Origin of the sequence: Amycolatopsis sp. NPDC048633, from assembly GCF_040650695.1 — a bacterium.
In the GTDB taxonomy this organism is placed as follows: Bacteria; Actinomycetota; Actinomycetes; order Mycobacteriales; family Pseudonocardiaceae; genus Amycolatopsis.
This window is the reverse complement of the sequence record NZ_JBEZHS010000007.1, coordinates 246,925-265,735: the sequence shown is the minus strand read 5'-3', so window position 1 is coordinate 265,735 and position 18,811 is coordinate 246,925. Positions and strand designations below refer to the sequence as shown.

Sequence of the window (18,811 nt, the reverse complement as noted above, 5' to 3'; positions counted from 1 at the left end):
CCATGACACCACCCGCGGATCACGCCGGGCAGGGTCCAAAGACCCTGCCCCCGGCGTCCGTTCGACTGAACGACCGGCCCGCGCTGGTCGTGAGTGAGAAACAGGGTTCTAACCCGGTTTCTCACTCACGAGAACGGGACCGAGTCCGGCGCGCAGGTGGTGCGTTCGGCCGGCTCGCTCAGGTCGGTCAGGTAGCGCACGACGGCCGCCGAGGCGCACGCGCTCGGCGCGTCCAGCGACGTGTGGCCGAACCCGTCGACGACCAGCACCCGGCCGTCGCCCAGCTCGGCCGCCGTCGCCTGCGCGTTGTGCAGCGGAGTCGCCGGGTCGAACCGGTTGTTCAGCACCAGGATCGGGTTCTTCCGCGCCCGGTTCCACGGGCCGGTGTACCGGTCCTCGTCGTGCGCGGGCCAGCCGACGCACTGGGCCATCGAGAACACCGAGCCCAGCCCGAAATAGGGCTGACGCGCGCTTTCCCGGGCCGCGAGTGCCGCATAATCCGCCGGCGAGGACGGGTTGTCGCTGTCGACGCACTGGACGGCCAGGAACCCGGGGGAGTGCGTCGGCACGTACGGGTCGAGCACCGGCGAGGCAGGAGCCGGATCGGACGGCATCGCCGCGAGGGTCTGCGCGAGCCGCTTCCACCGCCCCGACTGGTACAGCGCGCTGTCGACGGTCTTCATCAGGGAGCCCACGCCCGTGGTGCGTGAGGCCCGCGCGAAGACCCCCGCGAACTTCGCCTTCGGGTCGCCGCCGGAGAACGCGCACTTCGGCCCGGCCGCGGCGCACGCCGCGAAGAACTGGTCCAGCTCCTGCTGCTGCGCCCCGGCGACGTCGGCGCGGACGTCGACCGGCTCCTTCTCCTGCCCCGGTTTCCCGGTGGCGTTCGCGACCAGGTCCAGGGTGCCGTCGAGGGTCATCGCGCGGACCTTGTCCGGGAACAGGTTCGCGTACGTGCCGCCCAGGTAGGTGCCGTAGGAGTAGCCGTAGAAGTTCAGCGTGGCGTCGCCGACGGCCTGGCGCAGCAGCTCCAGGTCGCGCGCCACGTTCGCCGTCGACAGGTGGCTCAGCAGCGCACCCGACCCGGCCGCGCACGCCTTGCCCGGCGCCGCGCTCGCCGCGAAGAACGCGTCCGGCTGCCGCAGCGGCGAACCCGGTGCGGGCGCGTGGTCGGCGCCGGGACAGCTGATCGGTGCGGACCCGCCGATCCCGCGCGGGTCGAAGCTCACCAGGTCGAAGCGGGCGCGCAGCTCGTCGGGGTAGCGGTCGGCGAACCGCGTCAGCTCGCCGACGCCGTCGGTGCCCGGGCCGCCGAAGTTGAAGAACAGCGACCCGAGCCGCCGGCCCGGGTCGCTCGCCGGCAGCCGGATCACGGAGAGCGTCAGCGCGGTGCCCTTCGGCTCGCGGTAGCTCAGCGGGACGGACGCGGGCGCGCACTGGAACTTCCCGTGGCACGGCGTCCAGTGCAGCGCCGGCACGGCGGCGCCGTTCGTGCCGAGCGCCGGCGGGGCCTCGGCAGGGGCCGGGGACGACGGCGGGGGAGTGGGGGCGCCCTGGGGCGCGCTGCAGGCGGCGAGCAGGAGCAGCAGTGCGGCGAGGAGCGGCTTCACGCGCTCAATTCCGCCAGGACGGCGTCGGTGTAGCGCGGCCAGACCTCGGCGGCCCACGGGCCGAACGCACGGTCGGTCAGCGCGACGCAGGCCGCGCCCGCGTCCGGGTCGACCCAGAGGAACGTGCCCGACTGGCCGAAGTGCCCGAAGGTGCGCGGCGAGCTGTTCGCGCCGGTCCAGTGCGGGCTCTTGTGGTCACGGATCTCGAAGCCGAGGCCCCAGTCGTTGGGCTTCTGGTGCCCGAACCCGGGCAGCACCCCGGACAGGCCGGGGAACACGACGTTCGTCGCTGCGGTGACGGTGGCGGGGTCCAGCAGCTTGGGGGACTGCAGCTCGGCGGCGAACGCGGCCAGGTCGTCCACAGTGGACACCGCGCCGGATGCGGGGGAGCCGTCGAGCGCCGTGTTCGTCATGCCCAGCGGGGCGAACAGCGCTTCGGCCTGGTACTGCGCGAAGGGGATGCCGGAGTGCTCGGCCAGCGCATCGGCCAGCTCTTCGAACCCGGCGTTGGAGTAGAGCCGCCGCGTGCCCGGCTCGGCCATGGCCTTGTGCGCGTCGAAGGCCAGGCCGGAGGTGTGGGCGAGCAGGTGCCGCACGGTCGAGCCTTCGGGGCCGGCCGGCGTGTCGAGCTCGACGACGCCCTCTTCGACCGCGATGAGCGCGGCGTAGGCGGTCAGCGGCTTGCTGACCGAAGCCAGCCGGAACTTCCGCGCGGTGTCGCCGTGGCGGCCCACGACGCTCCCGTTCGCGGACACCACGGCTGTCGCGGCGTCGTCCACCGGCCACTCGTCGATCAGGCGCACGCTGTCCATGCGTCCACCCTACGAAACGCCACGAAGGCCTCCGCACCGGTGTCGGGGACCGGTGCGAAGGCCTTCGCGGATGGTACTCAGGCGTCGAGGTCGGTGGCGACCAGCTGGGCGACCGCTTCCACGGCCTCCTCGGCGCCTTCACCCTCGGCGCTGATGACGACCTCGTCGCCGTACCCGGCGGCGAGCGTCATCAGGTTGAGCACGCTGCCGGCCGCGACCGGGCTTCCGCCGGCCTTGGCGATCTGCACCGCGACGGGTTGCGCCGCGGCCGCCTTCGCCACCAGCGCGGCCGGCCTGGCGTGCAGGCCCACCTTGCTCGCCACGGCGACGCGTTTCTCCGGCATGTTCGTCCTCTCCCTAAGGGGTCTTACGTCGGTGGTGATCTTACTTCGCGGCGGTGGCGTCGAGGTCCGACTGGATCGAGTCGTCCTCGCGGCCCGGCGTGCGCAGGTTCCACTTGGTGATGGCGAACCGGAACACGACGTAGTAGATCACCGCGTAGACCAGGCCGATCGGGATCAGCAGCCAGGGTTTCTGGGCGGCCGGGGCACCGAGGTTGAGCAGGAAGTCGATCCCGCCCGCCGAGAAGTTGAAGCTCTGGTGGATACCGAGCGCGTTCGTGAGCGCCAGCGAGGTGCCCGTCATGACCGCGTGGAACAGGTACAGCGGCCACGCGACGAACATGAACGAGAACTCGATCGGCTCGGTGACACCGGTGATGAACGAGGTCAGCGCCGCGGAGATCATCACACCGCCGACGATCTTCTTCTGCGCCGGACGCGCGGTCTGCCAGATGGCGAGGGCCGCGGCGGGCAGCGCGAACATGAAGATCGGGAAGAAGCCCGTCGTGAACGCACCCGCGGACGTCTTGCCGGCGATGAAGTTGTTGATGTCACCGCCGTCGAAGATGAACCACACCGGCACGTTCAGCAGCTGGTGCAGACCGACCGGGATGAGCAGCCGGTTCAGCGCGCCGTAGATGCCGCCACCGACGATCGGGGACGAGGTGACCGCGTCACCGACGTGCTCGATGCCCGTGTTGACGTACTTGAACAGCAGACCGAAGATCACGCCGAGGACCAGCAGCACCAGGGCCGTGATGATCGGGACGAACCGGCGGCCGCCGAAGAACGCCAGGTAGGCGGGCAGCTTGATGCGGTGGTAGCGCTGCCACAGCAGGGCGGCGACGATACCGACGACGACACCGGCGAGCACCGAGTAGGGCCAGTTGATCGGCGCCAGCTCGGTGGATCCGGCCTTGTACTTCGGTACTTCGCTCAGCGGGGCGAAGACCTGGATGACAGCGGTGAAGACGAAGAAGCCGACGACCGCGGCCACACCGGTCGAGCCATCGCCCTTCTTGGCGAAGCCGACCGCGATACCGACCGCGAACAGCAGCGGCAGCCAGTTGAACAGCGTGCCACCCGCGGCCGCGAGGACCGAGGCGACCTTGTTCCAGCCCAGCCCGTCCTTGCCGAGCATGTCGTCCTGCCCGAACCGCAGCAGGATGCCCGCCGCAGGGAGCGTGGCGATGGGAAGCATGAGGCTACGGCCGAAGCGCTGAAGACCGGCGAGGCCTCCGCCGCTCTTCTTCGTCGCCCCCTCCGCGGTGGTGGAGCTCATCTGGATCCTCCATAGTGGGGTGGTTGACCGGGCTCCGGGGTGTTCCGGTCCAACTGCATGGTCACCTGGTAATGATCTCCCCGGTACCAGGACGTGATGTCTTCGATCGGGTCGCCGTTGGCGCTGGAGACCCGGCGGAACACGAGCAGGGGACTACCGGCGCGCATGCCGAGCAGCCGTGCCGTCTCGCGGTCCGCTCCTTCGGCCCAGACCGTCTGCCACGCCTGGTCGGGACGCACGTCGTACGTCTCGGCCAGCTGCGCGTAGATGGACTGGGTCAGGTCGAGCTCGAGCAGGCCGGGAGCCCGGCCCGCGTGGTACCAGCCGCGTTCGACGGCCAGGGGCACGCCGTCGGCGTGGCGCAACCGCACGAGGTGGTGTGCGGGGGCGCCCTCGGCCAGGCCGAGGGCGTGCGCCGAAGCGGTCGGCGGGATCTCGGTGGCCGCCGAGACGACCTCGGTCGTCGGGGTCAGCCCGCGCCGGCGCATGTCGTCGGTGAACGACATCAGGTAGAGCTGCAGCTCCATCCGCCGGGCCGCGGTGAACGTGCCCTTGCCGCGCACCCGGGCGAGCAGACCTTCCTCGACCAGCTTGCCGATCGCCGATCTGACCGTGAGCCGCGACACGCCGTAGCGCTGGGCGAGCTCACGTTCCGACGGGATCGGCGCACCCGGCGGGAGTTCCCGTTCCACCGTGCGGCGGAGGATCTCCCGCAGCTGGGCGTGCTTGGGCGTGGGCCCGTTGACGACCCGGTCGGGTGGCGGGACGTGCGCTGCCGCGCTCATCGGCGTCACCCTCCTCGTTCTCGCGTCACCGGGGACCGGTGCTCGCGTCCGGCCCGGAACATTGGTACGTTCCGGTCTAGACCAATGATCTGATGGGGCAGGATGCTCCGCCGCGCGGACGGGTGTCAACCACCGTTATCCGTTCGTGGCCCGCGGCGGCGTGCATGCCGACGAACGGCGTAGTACAGGTGGACACGCGGTTCGCGTCAGGTTGGGAACAAACAGTGATCAAGGAGACCGCGATGGCGGATGACAGGCCCGAAAAGATCCTCGCCGCACTCGGCGGTACGGAGAACCTCACCGAGATCGAGGGCTGCATCACGCGGCTGCGCTGCGAGGTCGAGGACATGAGCCTCGTCGACGAGGCGGCGCTGAAGAAGGCCGGCGCGATGGGCGTCGTCAAGATGGGGTCCTCGGCCCTGCAGGTGATCGTCGGGCCGGAGGCGGACACGATCGCCAGCGACATCGAGGACCTGCTGTGAGCTTGGAGATCCTCAGCCCGGTCGCCGGGCGCGTGGTGCCGATCACCGAGGTCCCGGACCCGGTGTTCGCGCAGGCCATGGTGGGTCCGGGCGTCGCGGTGCAGCCGGCGGGCGGGCGGTCGGACGCGGTCGCGCCGGTCGACGGCACCGTCGCGACGCTGCACCCGCACGCCTACGTCGTCGCGACCGAGGACGGCAAGGCCGTGCTGGTCCACCTCGGGATCGACACGGTCAAGGAGAAGGGCGAGGGCTTCACGCTGCACGTCGTCAAGGGCGAGCAGGTGCGGGCCGGCCAGCCGATCGTCAGCTGGGACCCGGAGGCGGTGACCGCGGCCGGCTACTCGGCGATCGTCCCGGTCGTCGCGCTGGACGCTTCGGCGGACGTGCTGTCCGGTTTGGCTGCCGAGCGCGATGTCGTCGCCGGCGACCGGCTGTTCAGCTGGGACGCCTGAGTCGCTTTTGTCACACCAAGGGCCCTTGCGGACGATGACCGTCCACAAGGGCCCTTCGGCGTACGCCGGCCCGTCAGCCGGTGACGACCTTCCCGTTCTCGACCTTGACCGCCACCGACGGCAGCGGCTTGTTCGCCGGGCCCTGCTTGACCTCCCCGGTGAGCGCGTTGAAGACCGAGCCGTGGCACGGGCAGACGAGGTCGGCGCCCTTCGGGGCGACCGTGCAGCCCTGGTGCGTGCAGATCGCGCTGAACGCGGCGCAGGCCGACTCGGACGTCCGGGCCACGATCACGTCGGAGCCGTCCGGGGCCTTGGCGGCCTTCGCCTCCCCGACCGGGACGTCGGCGAGCGCGACCAGCGGGGTCCCGGCGGCGATCGGCGCCTGCGCGGTGCCCGACTTGGCGTCGTCCGAGGAACCGCAGGCGGAGAGCGCGACGGCGCCGACGGCGGCACCTGCGACGGCGGCCCCCGTGGTGAGGACGGTGCGGCGGGAGTGGGTTTCGGCAGTCATGCCCCACTAAACGAGATCGACACCCCATCGGTTCAATCCGCGGTGAACCGGATCGGCTCCCGTTTCGTGTATGTACCCGAGTGGGTGTGGAGTGGAGGAACGATCATGGTGAGTTGGGTTCTACGCATCGTCGTGGCGGCCGCGCTGCTCGGCTCGGCGGGCGTGCACTACTTCCTGTGGACCGAGGACTATCCGGGCATCGTCGGGCCGTTGTTCCTGCTCGACGCGATCGGCGGCCTGGTCCTCGCGATCGCCGTCCTGGCCTGGCGGCACTGGCTGCCCGCGCTGGGCGCGGTCGGGTTCGGGGTGCTGACGCTCGGCGCGTACGTGCTCGCCGCGACCGTCGGGTTCGCCGGGAACCACGACCAGTTCAACAGCCAGCCGGAGTACTGGGGTGTGATCACCGAGGCGGTCTGCATCGTCGGTGGCCTGGCGCTGATGTTCGTGAAGGACCGGCGTCGAGTCACGGCCTGAGTTCCGTGGGGGAAGTCGCCGAAGACGCGCTGATGCGCGCGCTGCACGAGGAACACGCGGGCGCGCTGTGGTCGTACGCGCTCCACCTGACCTCCGGCGACCGGATCCGGGCCGAGGACGTCGTCCAGGAGACGCTGCTGCGCGCCTGGCGGTCCGCGGCGGTGCTGGACCAGTCGCAGGGTTCGGCGCGGGCGTGGCTGTTCACAGTCGCGCGGCGCATCGCGATCGACGGCTGGCGCTCGGCGTCGGCCCGGTCGGAGGTGACGACCGACCGGCCGCCGGAGCGGGCGATCGGCGACGGGACCGACCGCGCGGTGCAGGGCTGGCTGGTCGCCGACGCGCTCGCGGAGCTGTCCGAACGGCACCGTGAGGTGCTCGTGCTGTGTTACTTCCAGGGCTATTCGGTAGCGGACGCGGCGACGCGGCTGGGTGTGGCCGAGGGGACGGTCAAGTCCCGGACGCACTACGCGTTGCGCGCCCTGCGCCTGGTGCTCGAGGAGAGGGGGGTGACCCAGTGAGCGAGGACCCGTTCGCGACGTTCGACGCGGCGTACGTGCTCGGGGCGCTTTCCCCCGAGGACCGGCAGCGCTTCGAGCAGCACCTGCGCACCTGTGACCGGTGTGCGGCGTCGGTGCGTGACATGGCGGGGCTGCCCGGGCTGCTGGCCCGGGTCGACGCCCCGGCCCCGGCCTTGCGGCCGGACGCGGGCCCGCCCCCGCCGGACCTGCTGCCGGCGGTGCTTCGCCGCGTCCGGCGCGGCCGCCGGATCCGTCTCGCGGTGACGTCGTTGTCGGCCGCAGTGGCGGTGTCGGCGTGCGTGGCCCTGGCGGTGGTGGCGGCCTGGCCCCCTTCGGCGCCTCCGCCGTCGATCGCGATGACGGCGCTGGGCCAGTTCCCGGTCCGCGCGGACGCCCGCCTGGACGCGTTCGACTGGGGCACGCAGGTGGACATGTCGTGCAGCTACACGGGCGGCCGCAGCGGCGGGGACTACATCCTGGTGGCGATCTCGCGGTCCGGGACGGAGACCCAGCTGGCGACGTGGAAGGCGGTCCCGGACAACACGGCCCGCATCGTGATCGGCACGGCGTTGAAGCGGACCGACCTGGCGGCGCTGGAGGTACGCGGGGGGAGCGGGCGGGCCCTGCTCAGGCTGGCTTTGTGACGGGGTGGTGGCTCGTCCGGGGCGCAGGGGTCCCGGACGAGCCACCTGGTTCACAAACCGACGTGTCGACTCCCTGATCACGCGTGTCGGCTGTGCAATCACGCGAGCCGACCGTCTGATCACGCGAGCCGACCCTCCAGGTACGCGAGCCGACCCTCCAGGTACGTGAGCCGACCCTCCAGGTACGTGAGCTGGCCATCTGGGTACGTCGGTTCCAGCTTCGTCGGTGTTGTGCCTTCTCGGCTCGGGTGGGTTCTCGCGTCTCGCGTGTCGCCCACAGGAGTGAAACCCGGCCCGGAACGCAGCGAACGGACCGTTCGCTACGCCCGGCATTTGCCCAGTTCAGCCTGGTCGCAGCACCCTGGACTCATGCCCCCGACGATCTTCGTCTTGACCACCGCAGCGGCCGCCGGAGCCGTCACCGCGCCACCTGCGGCGTGGGCGCTCGCCCGGGCCGAGGCCCCGATCCCGGTCCGGCGCGCCGCCGCGCTGGCCGCCGCCGGTGTCGCGGTCGTCACGGCCTGCCGGCTGGCGGGCGGCTGGCCCGGCTGGTGGCTGCCGGTGCCGGTGCTGCTCACGGTCGTCGCCGTCCCGCTCGCCCTCGCCGACCTGCGTCACCTGCGCCTGCCCGACGTGCTGACGCTGCCCGCCTACCCCCTCTTCGGCGCCGCGATCGGGGCGGCCGCGCTCGGCGGCGGTGGTCCATCCCTCGCGGTGCGCGCGACCGCGGGCGCGTTGCTGTTCGGCGGCGCGCACGCCGTGGTCGCCCGTGCGGCGCCGGGCAGCCTCGGCGCGGGCGACGTGAAGCTGTCCGGGAGCCTGGGCGCGGTACTGGGCGCGGCGGGTTGGGCGGCCCTCACGCTCGCGGCGGTCCTGGCGGCCCTGTTCAGCCTGGCCATCGCGACCGCCCGCAGCGCCGCCCAACGGCTGCCAATCGGCCGAGCGCGCCCGGCATCCGCCCCACTCCCGGCACCAGCCGCCGGCCCTCGACCGGCGCCGGCCCCGCCATCACCAACCGGCGAACTCCCGGCACTCGCCCCACGCCCGTCACCCGGCCCGAGACCCACGCCCGCCCCGCCGCCAGCGTCGACACCCGGCACCCGACCAGTGCCCACCCCGCACCCCACTGGTCCCTTCGGCCGCCGCCGCGTGCCCCACGGTCCTGCCCTGCTCGCCGCCACCTGGCTGTGTGCCCTCTTCCCGGGTGCGCCATGACCGGAACACTCTTCGGGCCCGCCCGGCCCCCGTGACAGGATTGAGCCCATGTTGCGCTGGATCACCGCAGGTGAATCGCACGGACCCGCGCTGGCCGCCGTGCTCGAAGGCATGCCCGCCGGCGTCGGCGTCACCACCGCCGACGTCACCGAGCAGCTCGCCCGGCGCCGCCTCGGCTTCGGGCGCAGCCCGCGGATGGGCTTCGAGACCGACCACATCGACTTCCTCGGCGGCGTGCGCCACGGCCTCACCCAGGGCGGCCCGGTCGCGGTCCAGATCGAGAACGCCGAGTGGCCCAAGTGGGAGCAGGTCATGGCGGCCGACCCGGTCGACCCGCAGATCCTCGAAGGCCTCGCGCGCAACGAACCGCTCACCCGGCCCCGCCCGGGCCACGCCGACCTGCCCGGCATGCAGAAGTACGGCTTCGACGAGGCGCGCCCCGTCCTCGAACGGGCCAGCGCACGGGAGACGGCGTCGCGGACCGCGCTCGGCACCGTCGCGCGGAACTTCCTGAAGCAGCTGCTCGGCGTCGAGATCCTCAGCCACGTCGTCTCGATCGGCGGGGCCGACGCGCCCGAAGGCCCACTGCCCGTCGCCGCCGACCTGGCCGCCATCGACGAGAGCCCGGTGCGCGCCTTCGGCCAGGAGGGCACCGACGCGATGGTCGCCGAGGTCGACGCCGTGCGGAAGGCGGGCGACACCGTCGGCGGCGTGATCGAGGTCCTCGCCTACGGTCTCCCGCCGGGCCTCGGCTCCCACGTCCACTGGGACCGCCGGCTCGACGCCCGGCTCGCCGGCGCGCTGATGGGCGTCCAGGCCATGAAAGGCGTCGAGGTCGGCGACGGCTTCACCACCGCCCGCCGCTGGGGCAGCCAGGCCCACGACGAGATCGACCGCGGCACCGGCCCGGTCGGCGTCACCCGCCGGTCCAACCGCGCGGGCGGCCTCGAAGGCGGCATCACCAACGGCGAGCCGCTGCGGGTGCGCGTCGCGATGAAGCCGATCTCGACCGTCCCCAAAGCACTGTCCACAGTAGACGTCAAGACCGGTGAGCCCGCCGTCGCCATCCACCAGCGGTCCGACGTCTGCGCGGTGCCGCGCGCCGGGGTCGTGCTGGAGTCGGTCGTGGCGCTCGTCCTGGCGGACGCCGCGCTCGAGAAGTTCGGCGGCGACTCCCTCGTCGAAAGCAAGCGCAACGCCGAGGCGTACCTGAAGGCCCTGGAGGAGCGCTGGTGAGCCCTCTCGCGGTGATCGTCGGCCCGCCGGGCTCGGGCAAGAGCACGATCGGTCCGCTGCTGGCGGCCGCGCTCGGCGTCGTGTTCCGGGACAGCGACGCCGACATCGTCGCGCGCACCGGGCGCAGCATCTCCGACATCTTCGCGGAAGACGGCGAACCCGCTTTCCGCGCGCTGGAAGAAGAAGCGGTCGCCACCGGACTGGCGGAGCACGATGGCGTGCTTTCCCTCGGCGGCGGCGCGCCGCTCACCGCCGGCACCCGGGCCCGGCTGGCCGAGCACACCGTCGTGTTCCTCAACGTCGGCCTCGCCGCCGGGGTGCAGCGCACCGGCCTGTCTTCCGCGCGGCCGCTGCTGGCCGGGGTGAACCCCCGCGCCACGTTCAAGAAACTGCTCGACGAGCGGGTGCCCGTCTACCGCGAAGTCGCCACCGTCGAGGTCGTCACCGACGACCGGACGCCCGCCGAGATCGTCGCGGGCCTGGCGGCCGAGCTCGCCGTCCCCGCCGAAGCCAAGGAGTGAGTCACCCCGTGTCCGATCCGGTGCGCATCCCCGTCGCCACCGCCCATCCCTACGACGTCGTGGTCGGCCGCGGCCTGCTCGGCGACCTCACCGCGCACCTGGTCGACGCCTCGAAGATCGCGCTGATCCACCCGCCCACGCTGACCACCACGGCCGAAGCCATCCGCGACGAGCTGATCGCGGCCGGGCTCGACGCCCACCGCGTCGAGATCCCCGACGCCGAGGACGGCAAGGCGCTGACCGTCGCGAGCTTCTGCTGGGAGGTGCTCGGCCGGATCGGGCTGGACCGCCGCGGTGCCGTGGTCGGGCTCGGCGGCGGCGCCGTCACCGACCTCGCCGGGTTCGTCGCGGGTACGTGGATGCGCGGGGTCCGGCTGGTCAACGTCCCGACGACGCTGCTCGGCATGGTCGACGCCGCGGTCGGCGGCAAGACCGGCATCAACACCGAGGCGGGTAAGAACCTCGTCGGGGTGTTCCACGAGCCGAGCGCGGTGTTCGTCGACCTCGCGACGCTGGAGACGCTGCCGCCGAACGAGCTCGTCGCCGGGATGGCCGAGGTCGTGAAGACGGGCTTCATCGCCGACCCGCGGATCCTCGAGCTGATCGAGGCCGACCCGGCCGGGGCGCTCGACGCGAGCGGCGACGTGCTGGCCGAGCTGGTCCGCCGGTCGATCCAGGTCAAGGCCGACGTCGTGGCCGCGGACCTGCGCGAGTCCGACCTGCGGGAGATCCTCAACTACGGGCACACCCTCGCCCACGCCATCGAGCGCCGCGAGCGGTACCGGTGGCGCCACGGCGCCGCGGTGAGCGTCGGCCTGGTGTTCGCCGCTGAGCTCGCGCGCCTGGCCGGACGCCTCGACGACGCCACGGCGGAGCGGCACTCGGCCGTGCTGAAGCTGATCGGCCTGCCGACGACGTACGACGCCGACGCGTTGCCGCAGCTGCTGGAAACCATGAAGGGCGACAAGAAGACGCGCTCCGGGGTGCTGCGGTTCGTCGTCCTCGACGCGGTCGGCAAGCCCGGCCGGCTCGAGGGCCCGGATCCGTCGCTGCTGGCGGCCGCGTACTCGGCGATCGCCGCGGACGCCCCGGCGAGCGGCGGGAGTGTGCTGCTGTGAAGGCGTTCGTGTTCAACGGACCGAACCTGGGCCGGCTCGGCAAGCGCGAGCCGTCGGTCTACGGCTCGACCACCCACGACGACCTCGCGGCGCTGTGCGTGAAGACGGGCGAAGAGCTCGGGATCGAGGTCGAGGTCCGGCAGACCGACCACGAAGGCGAGATGGTCGGCTGGCTGCACGAAGCCGCCGACGGCGGGAACCCGGTGGTGCTCAACGCCGGCGCGTGGACCCACTACTCGATCGCTGTCCGTGACGCCGCGGCGCAGCTGTCCGCGCCGCTGATCGAGCTGCACATCTCGAACGTGCACAAGCGGGAGGCGTTCCGGCACCACAGCGTGCTGTCGGACATCGCGACCGCGGTGATCGCCGGTCTCGGCGTCGACGGCTACCCGCTGGCCCTGCGGTGGCTCGCCGCGCACCCGGGATGACGCTGCCGACGCTGACCACGGCGCGGCTGCGCCTGCGGCAGCTGGTCGAGGCCGACCGCGAAGCCGTCGTGAAGGTGTTCTCCGACCCGGAGATGAGCCGGTTCTTCGCCGCGGACTTCTCCGACCCGGCCTCGGCGAGCGCGATGGTCGACCGCCGCCTGGCCTACCGCGGCCCGGCCGGCCAGGGCCACTGGGTCATCGAGCGCGACGGCGAGGTGATCGGCGTCGCGCACTTGCGCCCGTCGACGGAACTGCCCGGCGGAGTGGCCGAACTGGGTTACTACGTCGCGAGCGCGCACGCGGGGCAAGGCCTGGCGACCGAAGCGGCCCAGGCAGTGCTGGACCACGGCCTCGGCACGCTCGGGCTCCCGGCGGTCTGGGCGCTGGTGCACGAGAACAACGCGGCGAGCCGCAAGGTGGCGGCCCGGCTGGGCTTCCTCGACGTCGGCAGTGGCATCCACTACGGCGACCTGCACCGCGTGCTCGTGGCGCTGGCGCCGGTGGCCGGGCGGCCGCACCACATCGAGCTGTGGGTGCCGGACCTCGCCGAGGCCGAGCGGAGCTGGGGCTGGCTGCTCGGCGAGCTGGGGTGGCGTGAGTTCCAGCGCTGGCCGGCGGGCGTCAGCTGGCGGCTCGGCGGGACGTACGTGGTGGTGGAGGCCTCGCCGGCGATGAGCGCGCCGGAGCACGAACGCACCCGGCCGGGCCTGAACCACCTGGCGCTGCACGTGGGCACGCGGGCCGAGGTCGACGCCCTGGCGCGGCGCGCGGCGGAACACGGCTGGCGCCCGCTGTTCGCCGACCGCTACCCGTACGCGGGCGGGGAAGCGCACTACGCGGCTTATCTCGAGAACGACGCCGGTTTCGAGGTCGAGCTGGTCGCGCTCGAAGGGCCGCCGGCCGGGGACTGACCCGAGCTTCGCGGCCGATCGGCCGCGAAGCTCGGAGCGGCCGTGGGTCCGGGTTGCTGGGGCAGCCGAGCGCCTGCGCCGCCGGGGCGGGCCCACGGCAAAGTCGGGGCGTGTGTGACCGGCGGGCCGCTGCGAAGTCATGAACGACTCGTTCACCTCGCCCGACGACATGAAAGAGTCGTTCATGACGTCCGGGCGGCCAACGCGACCCAGCCGCGCCATCCCGACTTCGCCGGCAACCGGCCGCGGCGAGCCACCCGCGAGGCCGCCGCCCGAGCGGGCTGCCACCGGGTCTGACCGGCGCACTCCCCGGAAACCCTTGTCCCGCCCGCGATCTTGTGCGCGATCGAGGGACCGTCGAGTAGGCGTGCCGTCACTCGGACAGGGTGGGTCTCGCTACACTCCGATGCCGTGCGCCCGTTTCGTCGTGGGGGTCGGCGACCCGCTCGTGCCTTGCTCGCCAGTGTCCTGGCCGGGCTGCTCGTCGCCGGGTGCACCGAGGGTTACGCCCAGCCCCAGGCGGCGGGGGACAAGCCCGCCATCGCCGGGGGGAAGACCAGCTCTCCGCCGCGGCCCGTGGACGTCAAGCTCGCTTCGGGTGACCCCCGGGAGAGTGGTGGCGTGATCGCCGCCGGTGGGGCGGATGCCGTCTACAACTACGGGCCTTCCGTCATGCTCGACCGCGGCCAGACCCGGATGTGGTGGTGCAGCCAGTACGGCGGCGCGGGGCCCGCCGGCGACGACATCCTCTACGCCCAGGCCCAGTCGATCGACGGGCCGTTCGCCGGGCCCGGGGGCGGGATCCCGGCCGCTGTCTTCTCCGGCGCGCCCGGGCAGTTCGACGGCATGCACACCTGCGACCCGTCGGTGCTGCGCGTCGGCACGACCTACTACCTCTACTACACCGGCGCGGCCGGTGACCACGCGCTCGGCAACGCCGTCGGGCTCGCCACCAGCCCGGACGGCGTGCACTGGACCCGCGCGGCGGGCGGGAAGCCGATCCTCGGGCCGTCGCACGACGTGCACCGCGCCAACGTCTACGGCGCCGGCCAGCCCTCGGCCGTCTACCTCGACGGCTGGTTCTACCTGATGTTCACCGACACCACCGGCCGCGCCGCGGCCTGGAACGGCGCCGGGCAGTTCGTGCTCCGGTCGCACGACCCCGCGTTCGGGTCCGGGGTGCAGGCCCTCGACGTCGGCGGGTTCGTGCCGGTGCCCACGACCTCCCAGCCGCGCGGCCGCTCGGTGGTCGAGGGGTTCAGCGCCGACCTGATGTGGGTGGGCGCGCTCGACGCGTTCGTCATCGCCCACGAGACCGACACCGGGACGACGCTGACCTTCTGGACCGCGGACTTCACCGAGAATCCGTACCGGGCCGTGGTCATCCCGGGCCCGTGGAAGGAAGGGCCGGGGCTGGTGCGCCGCGCGGACGGGCACGCGCCGCTGTCGTCGGCCCTCCCGTGCGACCGGGTGCCGCTCGACGTCGTGCGCGCCACCGTGATCGGCGGGGCCGCCGCGCCGACCGGCCTGCGGCACTTCGGGCTCGACCTGGTCGGCAGCCAGGCCTGCGCGGACGCGGGCCGGCTGGCCGCGACGTTCGACGGCGTGACGATGCCGTCGCCGGACCGGACGATGGACCTGGTCCGCGCCGGCCAGCGGGTGCGGGTCGACCGGCGCGGGGTCGCCGCGGCCCTGGCCGGCGAGCTGCTGGAGAAGGAACCGCCCGAGGTGGCGGCGCTCCCGGTGGCGACGCGGCTGCGCTCGGGCGCGGAAGCGGTCCAGGCCCCGGGCCGCGGGCTCGCGCTGGTCCTGGACGACCACCGGCTGTGGCGGGTCCCGGACGCGGGGATCATCGCGGGCAACGGCTCGGCGGCACACCCGGTGACCGACGCCCAGTGGGACGGCTCCCCGCAGGCCACCTCGCTGGTCGGCTGAGCCGGAAAACGGCGCGCTAGGCGCGGGGTTCCCCGCTGTGTGGCCGGATCCGGCGGGACGGCCGCGGCGAGGGGGCCTCGTCAGCCGGCCGGACCCGGTGGGGCGGCTGTGGTGAGAGCTCTTCGCCGGACGCTCGATCCTGGCGCCGCGGCCGCGGCGAAGGCGCCTCACGCACCTCTTCGTCCTCGTCCTCGTCCTCGTCAGCCGCCTTGGAGCGTCCGATCCGGCCGCCCACGAACAGCCCGAGCCCGGCCGGGACCAGCACCAGCAACGCCGAGAACGCGGCCCCGCCGGTCAGCGCTCCGCCCAGCTCCGACACGCCCGTCTGGTCGACGAACACCGCGCGCCCGATCACGTACAGGATCCCCGACACGACCCCCGTCACCAGCGCCGCGATGAACCACGCGCGGCCGCGGTCGGGGAGGCCTCGCCACGCGTCCAGCGCGCTCCACAGCGCCGCCGCGCCGACCAGGACCGCCAGGGCCACCGACACCACCAGCGTCTGGTCGGTCGGGTGGTAGACGGCGTACTTGGCCAGCAGCGTCAGCGCCACGCCGTGCAGCACCGCCATGCCGAGGCCGCGGATCACCCAAGCACTCATCCTGCGGAGTGTAGGCGGCCTACTGGCGAGTCGCTTAGTCACCGACGGAACGCGACGAACGTCCGGTCCGGGGCGCACTAGGGTGGGGAAGTGCCTGAAACCCATGGACGACGCCGGGCGGCGCTGCGCGGGCTTCTGACCGAAGCCGGTGTCGACGCGCTGCTGGTCACCGATCTGCTCAACATCCGCTACCTCACCGGGTTCACCGGCTCGAACGCCGCCGTGCTGCTGCACGCCGAGGGCGACGGGAAGACGCTCTTCTGCACCGACGGCCGCTACACGACCCAGTCGGCCGCCGAGGTGCCCGACCTGGACAAGGTCGTCGACCGGGCCAGCGCCGCCGCTCTCGTCGCGAGAGCCGCGAAGGACACCAAGACCTACGGGCGGGTCGGCTTCGAGAGCCAGCACGTCAGCGTCGAGGAGTACGAAGCGCTCCAGACGCGGCTGCAGCTGCAGCGGACCCCGGGGCTGGTCGAGCGGCTGCGGCTGGTGAAGGACGAAGCCGAGGTCGAGGCGCTGCGCCAGGCGTGCGCCGCCGCCGACCGGGCACTCGACGACCTGGTCGCCGGCGGCGGCCTGCGGCCCGGGCGGACCGAGCTGGAAGTCGCCCGCGACCTGGAGAACCGGATGCTGGAGCACGGCTCGGCCGAGCCCAGCTTCGCCTCCATCGTCGCCGCCGGCGCGCACTCGGCCATCCCGCACCACCGGCCCACGCACGCGGAGCTGAAGCGCGGCGACTTCGTCAAGCTGGACTTCGGCGCGACCGTCGACGGCTACCACTCCGACATGACCCGCACCTTCGTCCTCGGCGCCCCCGCGGACTGGCAGCGGGAGGTGTACGACCTCGTGCACACCGCCCAGGCGGCCGGGGTCGATGCCGTCGTGCCCGGCACCGAGGTGTCCGATGTGGACGCCGCGGCGCGGAAGGTGATCACCGCCGCGGGGCACGGCGAGCACTTCGCGCACGGTCTCGGCCACGGCGTCGGCCTGCAGATCCACGAGGCGCCCAGCTTCGCCGCGACGGGCGTCGGTACACTGTCCGCCGGTATGGCGGTCACCGTCGAGCCCGGCGTCTACCTCGCGGGGCGCGGTGGCGTGCGCATCGAGGACACGCTCGTCGTGCGGGCCGGGGAGCCCGAGCTCCTCACCCTGAGCACCAAGAACCTCGTGGTCGTCTGACAGCGGCCCCGAACCCGAGATCGACACAGGAGACTGCAAGCTCGTGGCCACGACCAACGACCTGAAGAACGGGCTCGTCCTCAACCTCGAGGGCCAGCTGTGGACCGTCACCGCGTTCCAGCACGTCAAGCCGGGCAAGGGCGGTGCGTTCGTGCGCACGACGCTCAAGCACGTGCTCACCGGCAAGGTGGTCGACAAGACGTTCAACGCGGGCACGAAGGTCGAGACGGCCACGGTGGACCGCCGGAACATGACCTACCTGTACAAGGACGGCCAGGACTTCGTGTTCATGGACGGCGACACCTACGACCAGATCACCGTGCTGCCCGCGGTCGTCGGCGACAACGCCAACTACATGCTGGAGAACACCGAGGTCCAGGTCGCGGTGCACGAGAACGAGGCGCTCTACATCGAGCTCCCGACCTCGGTCGAGATCGTCATCCAGCACACCGACCCGGGCCTGCAGGGCGACCGCTCCACCGGGGGCACCAAGCCGGCGACGCTGGAGACCGGCGCGGAGATCCAGGTCCCGCTGTTCCTGTCCACCGGCGAGAAGATCAAGGTCGACACCCGCGACGGCCGTTACCTGGGCCGCGTCTCCAACTGATGCCGACGTCGAAGCCCCACCCCAACCGCGGCGGCGCGATCAGCCGGCGGCAGGCGCGTCGTCGCGCGGTGGAAATGTTGTACGAGGCCTCGCAGCGCGACGCCGATGCGGTGACGCTGCTGGCCGACCGCGTCGGCGCGACCGAGGTCGACCCGATCGGTGACTACACGATCAGCCTGGTCGAGGGCGTCACGGCGCGGCGCGTGCAGATCGACGAGCTGCTGGCCGAGCACGCGCAGGGCTGGACCGTCGAGCGGATGCCGAAGGTCGACCTCGCGGTGCTGCGGGTCGGGGTCTACGAGCTGCTCTGGGCCGAGGACGTGCCGGACCCCGTCGCGATCGACGAGGCCGTCGGCCTGGCGAAGGAACTGTCCACGGACGACTCGCCGCGGTTCGTCAACGGCGTGCTCGGCCGGATCGGCACGATCGCCGACCGCCTGCGCGCCGTCCTCTGACGTACTGCAGGCCCCCCGACGAGTCAGTGAGCGTCTCCGGTGCCCCACCGGGGAACGCTCACCTCGTCGGTGCAGCACATCGGGCGATCAGTCCTCCTTGGACGGGCGCGCCTCCGGCGGGAGGACGCCCCAGTCGATGAGCTGCTCGGTCAGCTCGCCCGGCGTCATGTCGTAGATGATCGCCAGGGACCGCAGGTCCTCGGTGCGGATCGAGAGCACCTTGCCGTTGTAGTCGCCGCGCTGGCTCTGGATCGTCGCCGCGTAGCGGGCCAGGGGGCCGACCTTCTCGGCCGGCAGCTGCTGCAGGCGCTCGAGGTTGATCACGATCTTGGTGGCGGGCTCGGCGCCGGAGGGGACTCGGCCCTCGGGCAGCAGCTCGACCACCGGCACGCCGTAGAAGTCGGCCAGCTCGGCCAGCTTCTGCACGGTGACGGCACGGTCGCCACGCTCGTACGAGCCGACGACGACGGCCTTCCAGCGCCCACCGGACTTCTGCTCGACCCCGTGCAGGGACAGGCCCTGCTGCTGGCGGATCCCGCGGAGCTTGGCCCCGAGCGCCTTGGCGTAATCGCCCATCTGGTCGTTCTCCGTTCTCCACCCCCTCCCGGTCGGGGTGACCGGTCCAGGGGACTCTTCGAGTCGAATACTCAGAGTAATGGTTACGCATTGTTGTCACCAGGTCAAGCAGGAGCTT

23 protein-coding genes are annotated in these 18,811 nt (G+C 72.4%); 15 read left to right on the top strand and 8 right to left on the bottom strand.

The genetic code is table 11. The annotated features are described in order from the left end of the window. Window positions 1-125 precede the first annotated feature (125 nt). The 5 genes from AB0C38_RS16855 to AB0C38_RS16835 all read right to left on the bottom strand — a co-directional run bounded on the left by AB0C38_RS16855 (window position 126) and on the right by AB0C38_RS16835 (window position 4,830). Window positions 126-1,610 (bottom strand): alpha/beta hydrolase, encoded by a 1,485-nt coding sequence (locus tag AB0C38_RS16855; RefSeq protein ID WP_360673365.1) that lies wholly within the window; start codon window positions 1,608-1,610, stop codon window positions 126-128. Continuing rightward, a complete protein-coding gene (locus AB0C38_RS16850; RefSeq protein WP_360673362.1) occupies window positions 1,607-2,422 on the bottom strand; it encodes a serine hydrolase domain-containing protein in 816 nt (271 codons plus the stop codon). The genes AB0C38_RS16855 and AB0C38_RS16850 overlap by 4 nt, the downstream gene beginning before the upstream one ends. 77 nt (window positions 2,423-2,499) lie before the next feature. Further along, window positions 2,500-2,766, bottom strand: a complete 267-nt coding sequence (locus AB0C38_RS16845; protein ID WP_013224593.1) for an HPr family phosphocarrier protein — start codon at window positions 2,764-2,766, stop codon at window positions 2,500-2,502. A 40-nt stretch (window positions 2,767-2,806) separates the two neighbouring features. Then, on the bottom strand, window positions 2,807-4,045 hold the full coding sequence (locus AB0C38_RS16840) for a PTS transporter subunit EIIC (RefSeq protein ID WP_360673359.1): 1,239 nt from the start codon (window positions 4,043-4,045) through the stop codon (window positions 2,807-2,809). Continuing rightward, a complete protein-coding gene (locus tag AB0C38_RS16835; RefSeq protein WP_360673355.1) occupies window positions 4,042-4,830 on the bottom strand; it encodes a GntR family transcriptional regulator in 789 nt (262 codons plus the stop codon). Before AB0C38_RS16835 ends, AB0C38_RS16840 begins: the two co-directional genes overlap by 4 nt. A gap of 242 nt (window positions 4,831-5,072) precedes the next feature. Between AB0C38_RS16835 and AB0C38_RS16830 the strand changes: the two genes are divergently transcribed. After that, window positions 5,073-5,312 carry a glucose PTS transporter subunit EIIB gene (locus AB0C38_RS16830; RefSeq protein WP_167379806.1) on the top strand — a complete coding sequence of 80 codons (240 nt, stop codon included), beginning with the start codon at window positions 5,073-5,075 and terminating at the stop codon, window positions 5,310-5,312. Further along, window positions 5,309-5,764 carry a PTS glucose transporter subunit IIA gene (locus AB0C38_RS16825; RefSeq protein ID WP_360673352.1) on the top strand — a complete coding sequence of 152 codons (456 nt, stop codon included), beginning with the start codon at window positions 5,309-5,311 and terminating at the stop codon, window positions 5,762-5,764. Before AB0C38_RS16830 ends, AB0C38_RS16825 begins: the two co-directional genes overlap by 4 nt. 73 nt (window positions 5,765-5,837) lie before the next feature. Here the strand turns inward: AB0C38_RS16825 and AB0C38_RS16820 are convergent, their stop codons facing one another. After that, entirely contained in the window at window positions 5,838-6,275 is a 438-nt protein-coding gene (locus tag AB0C38_RS16820; protein ID WP_360673350.1) for a Rieske (2Fe-2S) protein, read from the bottom strand. A gap of 105 nt (window positions 6,276-6,380) precedes the next feature. Between AB0C38_RS16820 and AB0C38_RS16815 the strand changes: the two genes are divergently transcribed. The 10 genes from AB0C38_RS16815 to AB0C38_RS16770 all read left to right on the top strand — a co-directional run bounded on the left by AB0C38_RS16815 (window position 6,381) and on the right by AB0C38_RS16770 (window position 15,275). Further along, a complete protein-coding gene (locus tag AB0C38_RS16815) occupies window positions 6,381-6,749 on the top strand; it encodes a hypothetical protein (RefSeq protein ID WP_360673347.1) in 369 nt (122 codons plus the stop codon). 5 nt (window positions 6,750-6,754) lie between these two features. After that, entirely contained in the window at window positions 6,755-7,267 is a 513-nt protein-coding gene (locus AB0C38_RS16810) for a sigma-70 family RNA polymerase sigma factor (protein ID WP_360673344.1), read from the top strand. Then, entirely contained in the window at window positions 7,264-7,911 is a 648-nt protein-coding gene (locus AB0C38_RS16805) for a zf-HC2 domain-containing protein (protein ID WP_360673341.1), read from the top strand. The genes AB0C38_RS16810 and AB0C38_RS16805 overlap by 4 nt, the downstream gene beginning before the upstream one ends. Before the next feature lie 369 nt (window positions 7,912-8,280). After that, window positions 8,281-9,126, top strand: coding sequence for an A24 family peptidase (locus AB0C38_RS16800; protein WP_360673338.1), 846 nt, complete (start codon window positions 8,281-8,283; stop codon window positions 9,124-9,126). Between the two features lie 48 nt (window positions 9,127-9,174). Beyond that, window positions 9,175-10,362: a chorismate synthase gene (gene aroC / locus AB0C38_RS16795; protein WP_360673335.1), complete on the top strand. Its 1,188-nt coding sequence runs from the start codon at window positions 9,175-9,177 to the stop codon at window positions 10,360-10,362. Further along, a complete protein-coding gene (locus tag AB0C38_RS16790) occupies window positions 10,359-10,883 on the top strand; it encodes a shikimate kinase (RefSeq protein WP_360673331.1) in 525 nt (174 codons plus the stop codon). Before aroC ends, AB0C38_RS16790 begins: the two co-directional genes overlap by 4 nt. A gap of 8 nt (window positions 10,884-10,891) precedes the next feature. Beyond that, window positions 10,892-12,001: a 3-dehydroquinate synthase gene (aroB, locus tag AB0C38_RS16785; protein ID WP_360673328.1), complete on the top strand. Its 1,110-nt coding sequence runs from the start codon at window positions 10,892-10,894 to the stop codon at window positions 11,999-12,001. Next, window positions 11,998-12,429 (top strand): type II 3-dehydroquinate dehydratase, encoded by a 432-nt coding sequence (gene aroQ / locus AB0C38_RS16780; RefSeq protein ID WP_086856373.1) that lies wholly within the window; start codon window positions 11,998-12,000, stop codon window positions 12,427-12,429. Before aroB ends, aroQ begins: the two co-directional genes overlap by 4 nt. Next, window positions 12,426-13,340: a GNAT family N-acetyltransferase gene (locus AB0C38_RS16775; protein WP_360673325.1), complete on the top strand. Its 915-nt coding sequence runs from the start codon at window positions 12,426-12,428 to the stop codon at window positions 13,338-13,340. Before aroQ ends, AB0C38_RS16775 begins: the two co-directional genes overlap by 4 nt. Window positions 13,341-13,793: 453 nt before the next feature. After that, window positions 13,794-15,275 (top strand): beta-xylosidase, encoded by a 1,482-nt coding sequence (locus tag AB0C38_RS16770; RefSeq protein WP_360673323.1) that lies wholly within the window; start codon window positions 13,794-13,796, stop codon window positions 15,273-15,275. Between the two features lie 16 nt (window positions 15,276-15,291). On the opposite strand, the gene AB0C38_RS16765 is transcribed toward AB0C38_RS16770, so the two are convergent. Further along, complete coding sequence (locus AB0C38_RS16765) at window positions 15,292-15,876, bottom strand: B-4DMT family transporter (RefSeq protein ID WP_360673320.1); 585 nt, start codon at window positions 15,874-15,876, stop codon at window positions 15,292-15,294. A 90-nt stretch (window positions 15,877-15,966) separates the two neighbouring features. Between AB0C38_RS16765 and AB0C38_RS16760 the strand changes: the two genes are divergently transcribed. Genes AB0C38_RS16760 through nusB form a run of 3 tightly spaced genes read left to right on the top strand, consistent with a single transcriptional unit; the run spans window position 15,967 to window position 18,117 of the window. Continuing rightward, on the top strand, window positions 15,967-17,055 hold the full coding sequence (locus tag AB0C38_RS16760) for a Xaa-Pro peptidase family protein (RefSeq protein WP_360673317.1): 1,089 nt from the start codon (window positions 15,967-15,969) through the stop codon (window positions 17,053-17,055). 43 nt (window positions 17,056-17,098) lie between these two features. Further along, window positions 17,099-17,662, top strand: coding sequence for an elongation factor P (gene efp / locus AB0C38_RS16755; protein WP_360673313.1), 564 nt, complete (start codon window positions 17,099-17,101; stop codon window positions 17,660-17,662). Further along, a complete protein-coding gene (nusB, locus tag AB0C38_RS16750; RefSeq protein WP_360673310.1) occupies window positions 17,662-18,117 on the top strand; it encodes a transcription antitermination factor NusB in 456 nt (151 codons plus the stop codon). Before efp ends, nusB begins: the two co-directional genes overlap by 1 nt. 87 nt (window positions 18,118-18,204) lie before the next feature. Here the strand turns inward: nusB and AB0C38_RS16745 are convergent, their stop codons facing one another. Beyond that, window positions 18,205-18,693, bottom strand: a complete 489-nt coding sequence (locus AB0C38_RS16745; protein ID WP_003096372.1) for a helix-turn-helix domain-containing protein — start codon at window positions 18,691-18,693, stop codon at window positions 18,205-18,207. Between the last annotated feature and the right edge of the window lie 118 nt (window positions 18,694-18,811).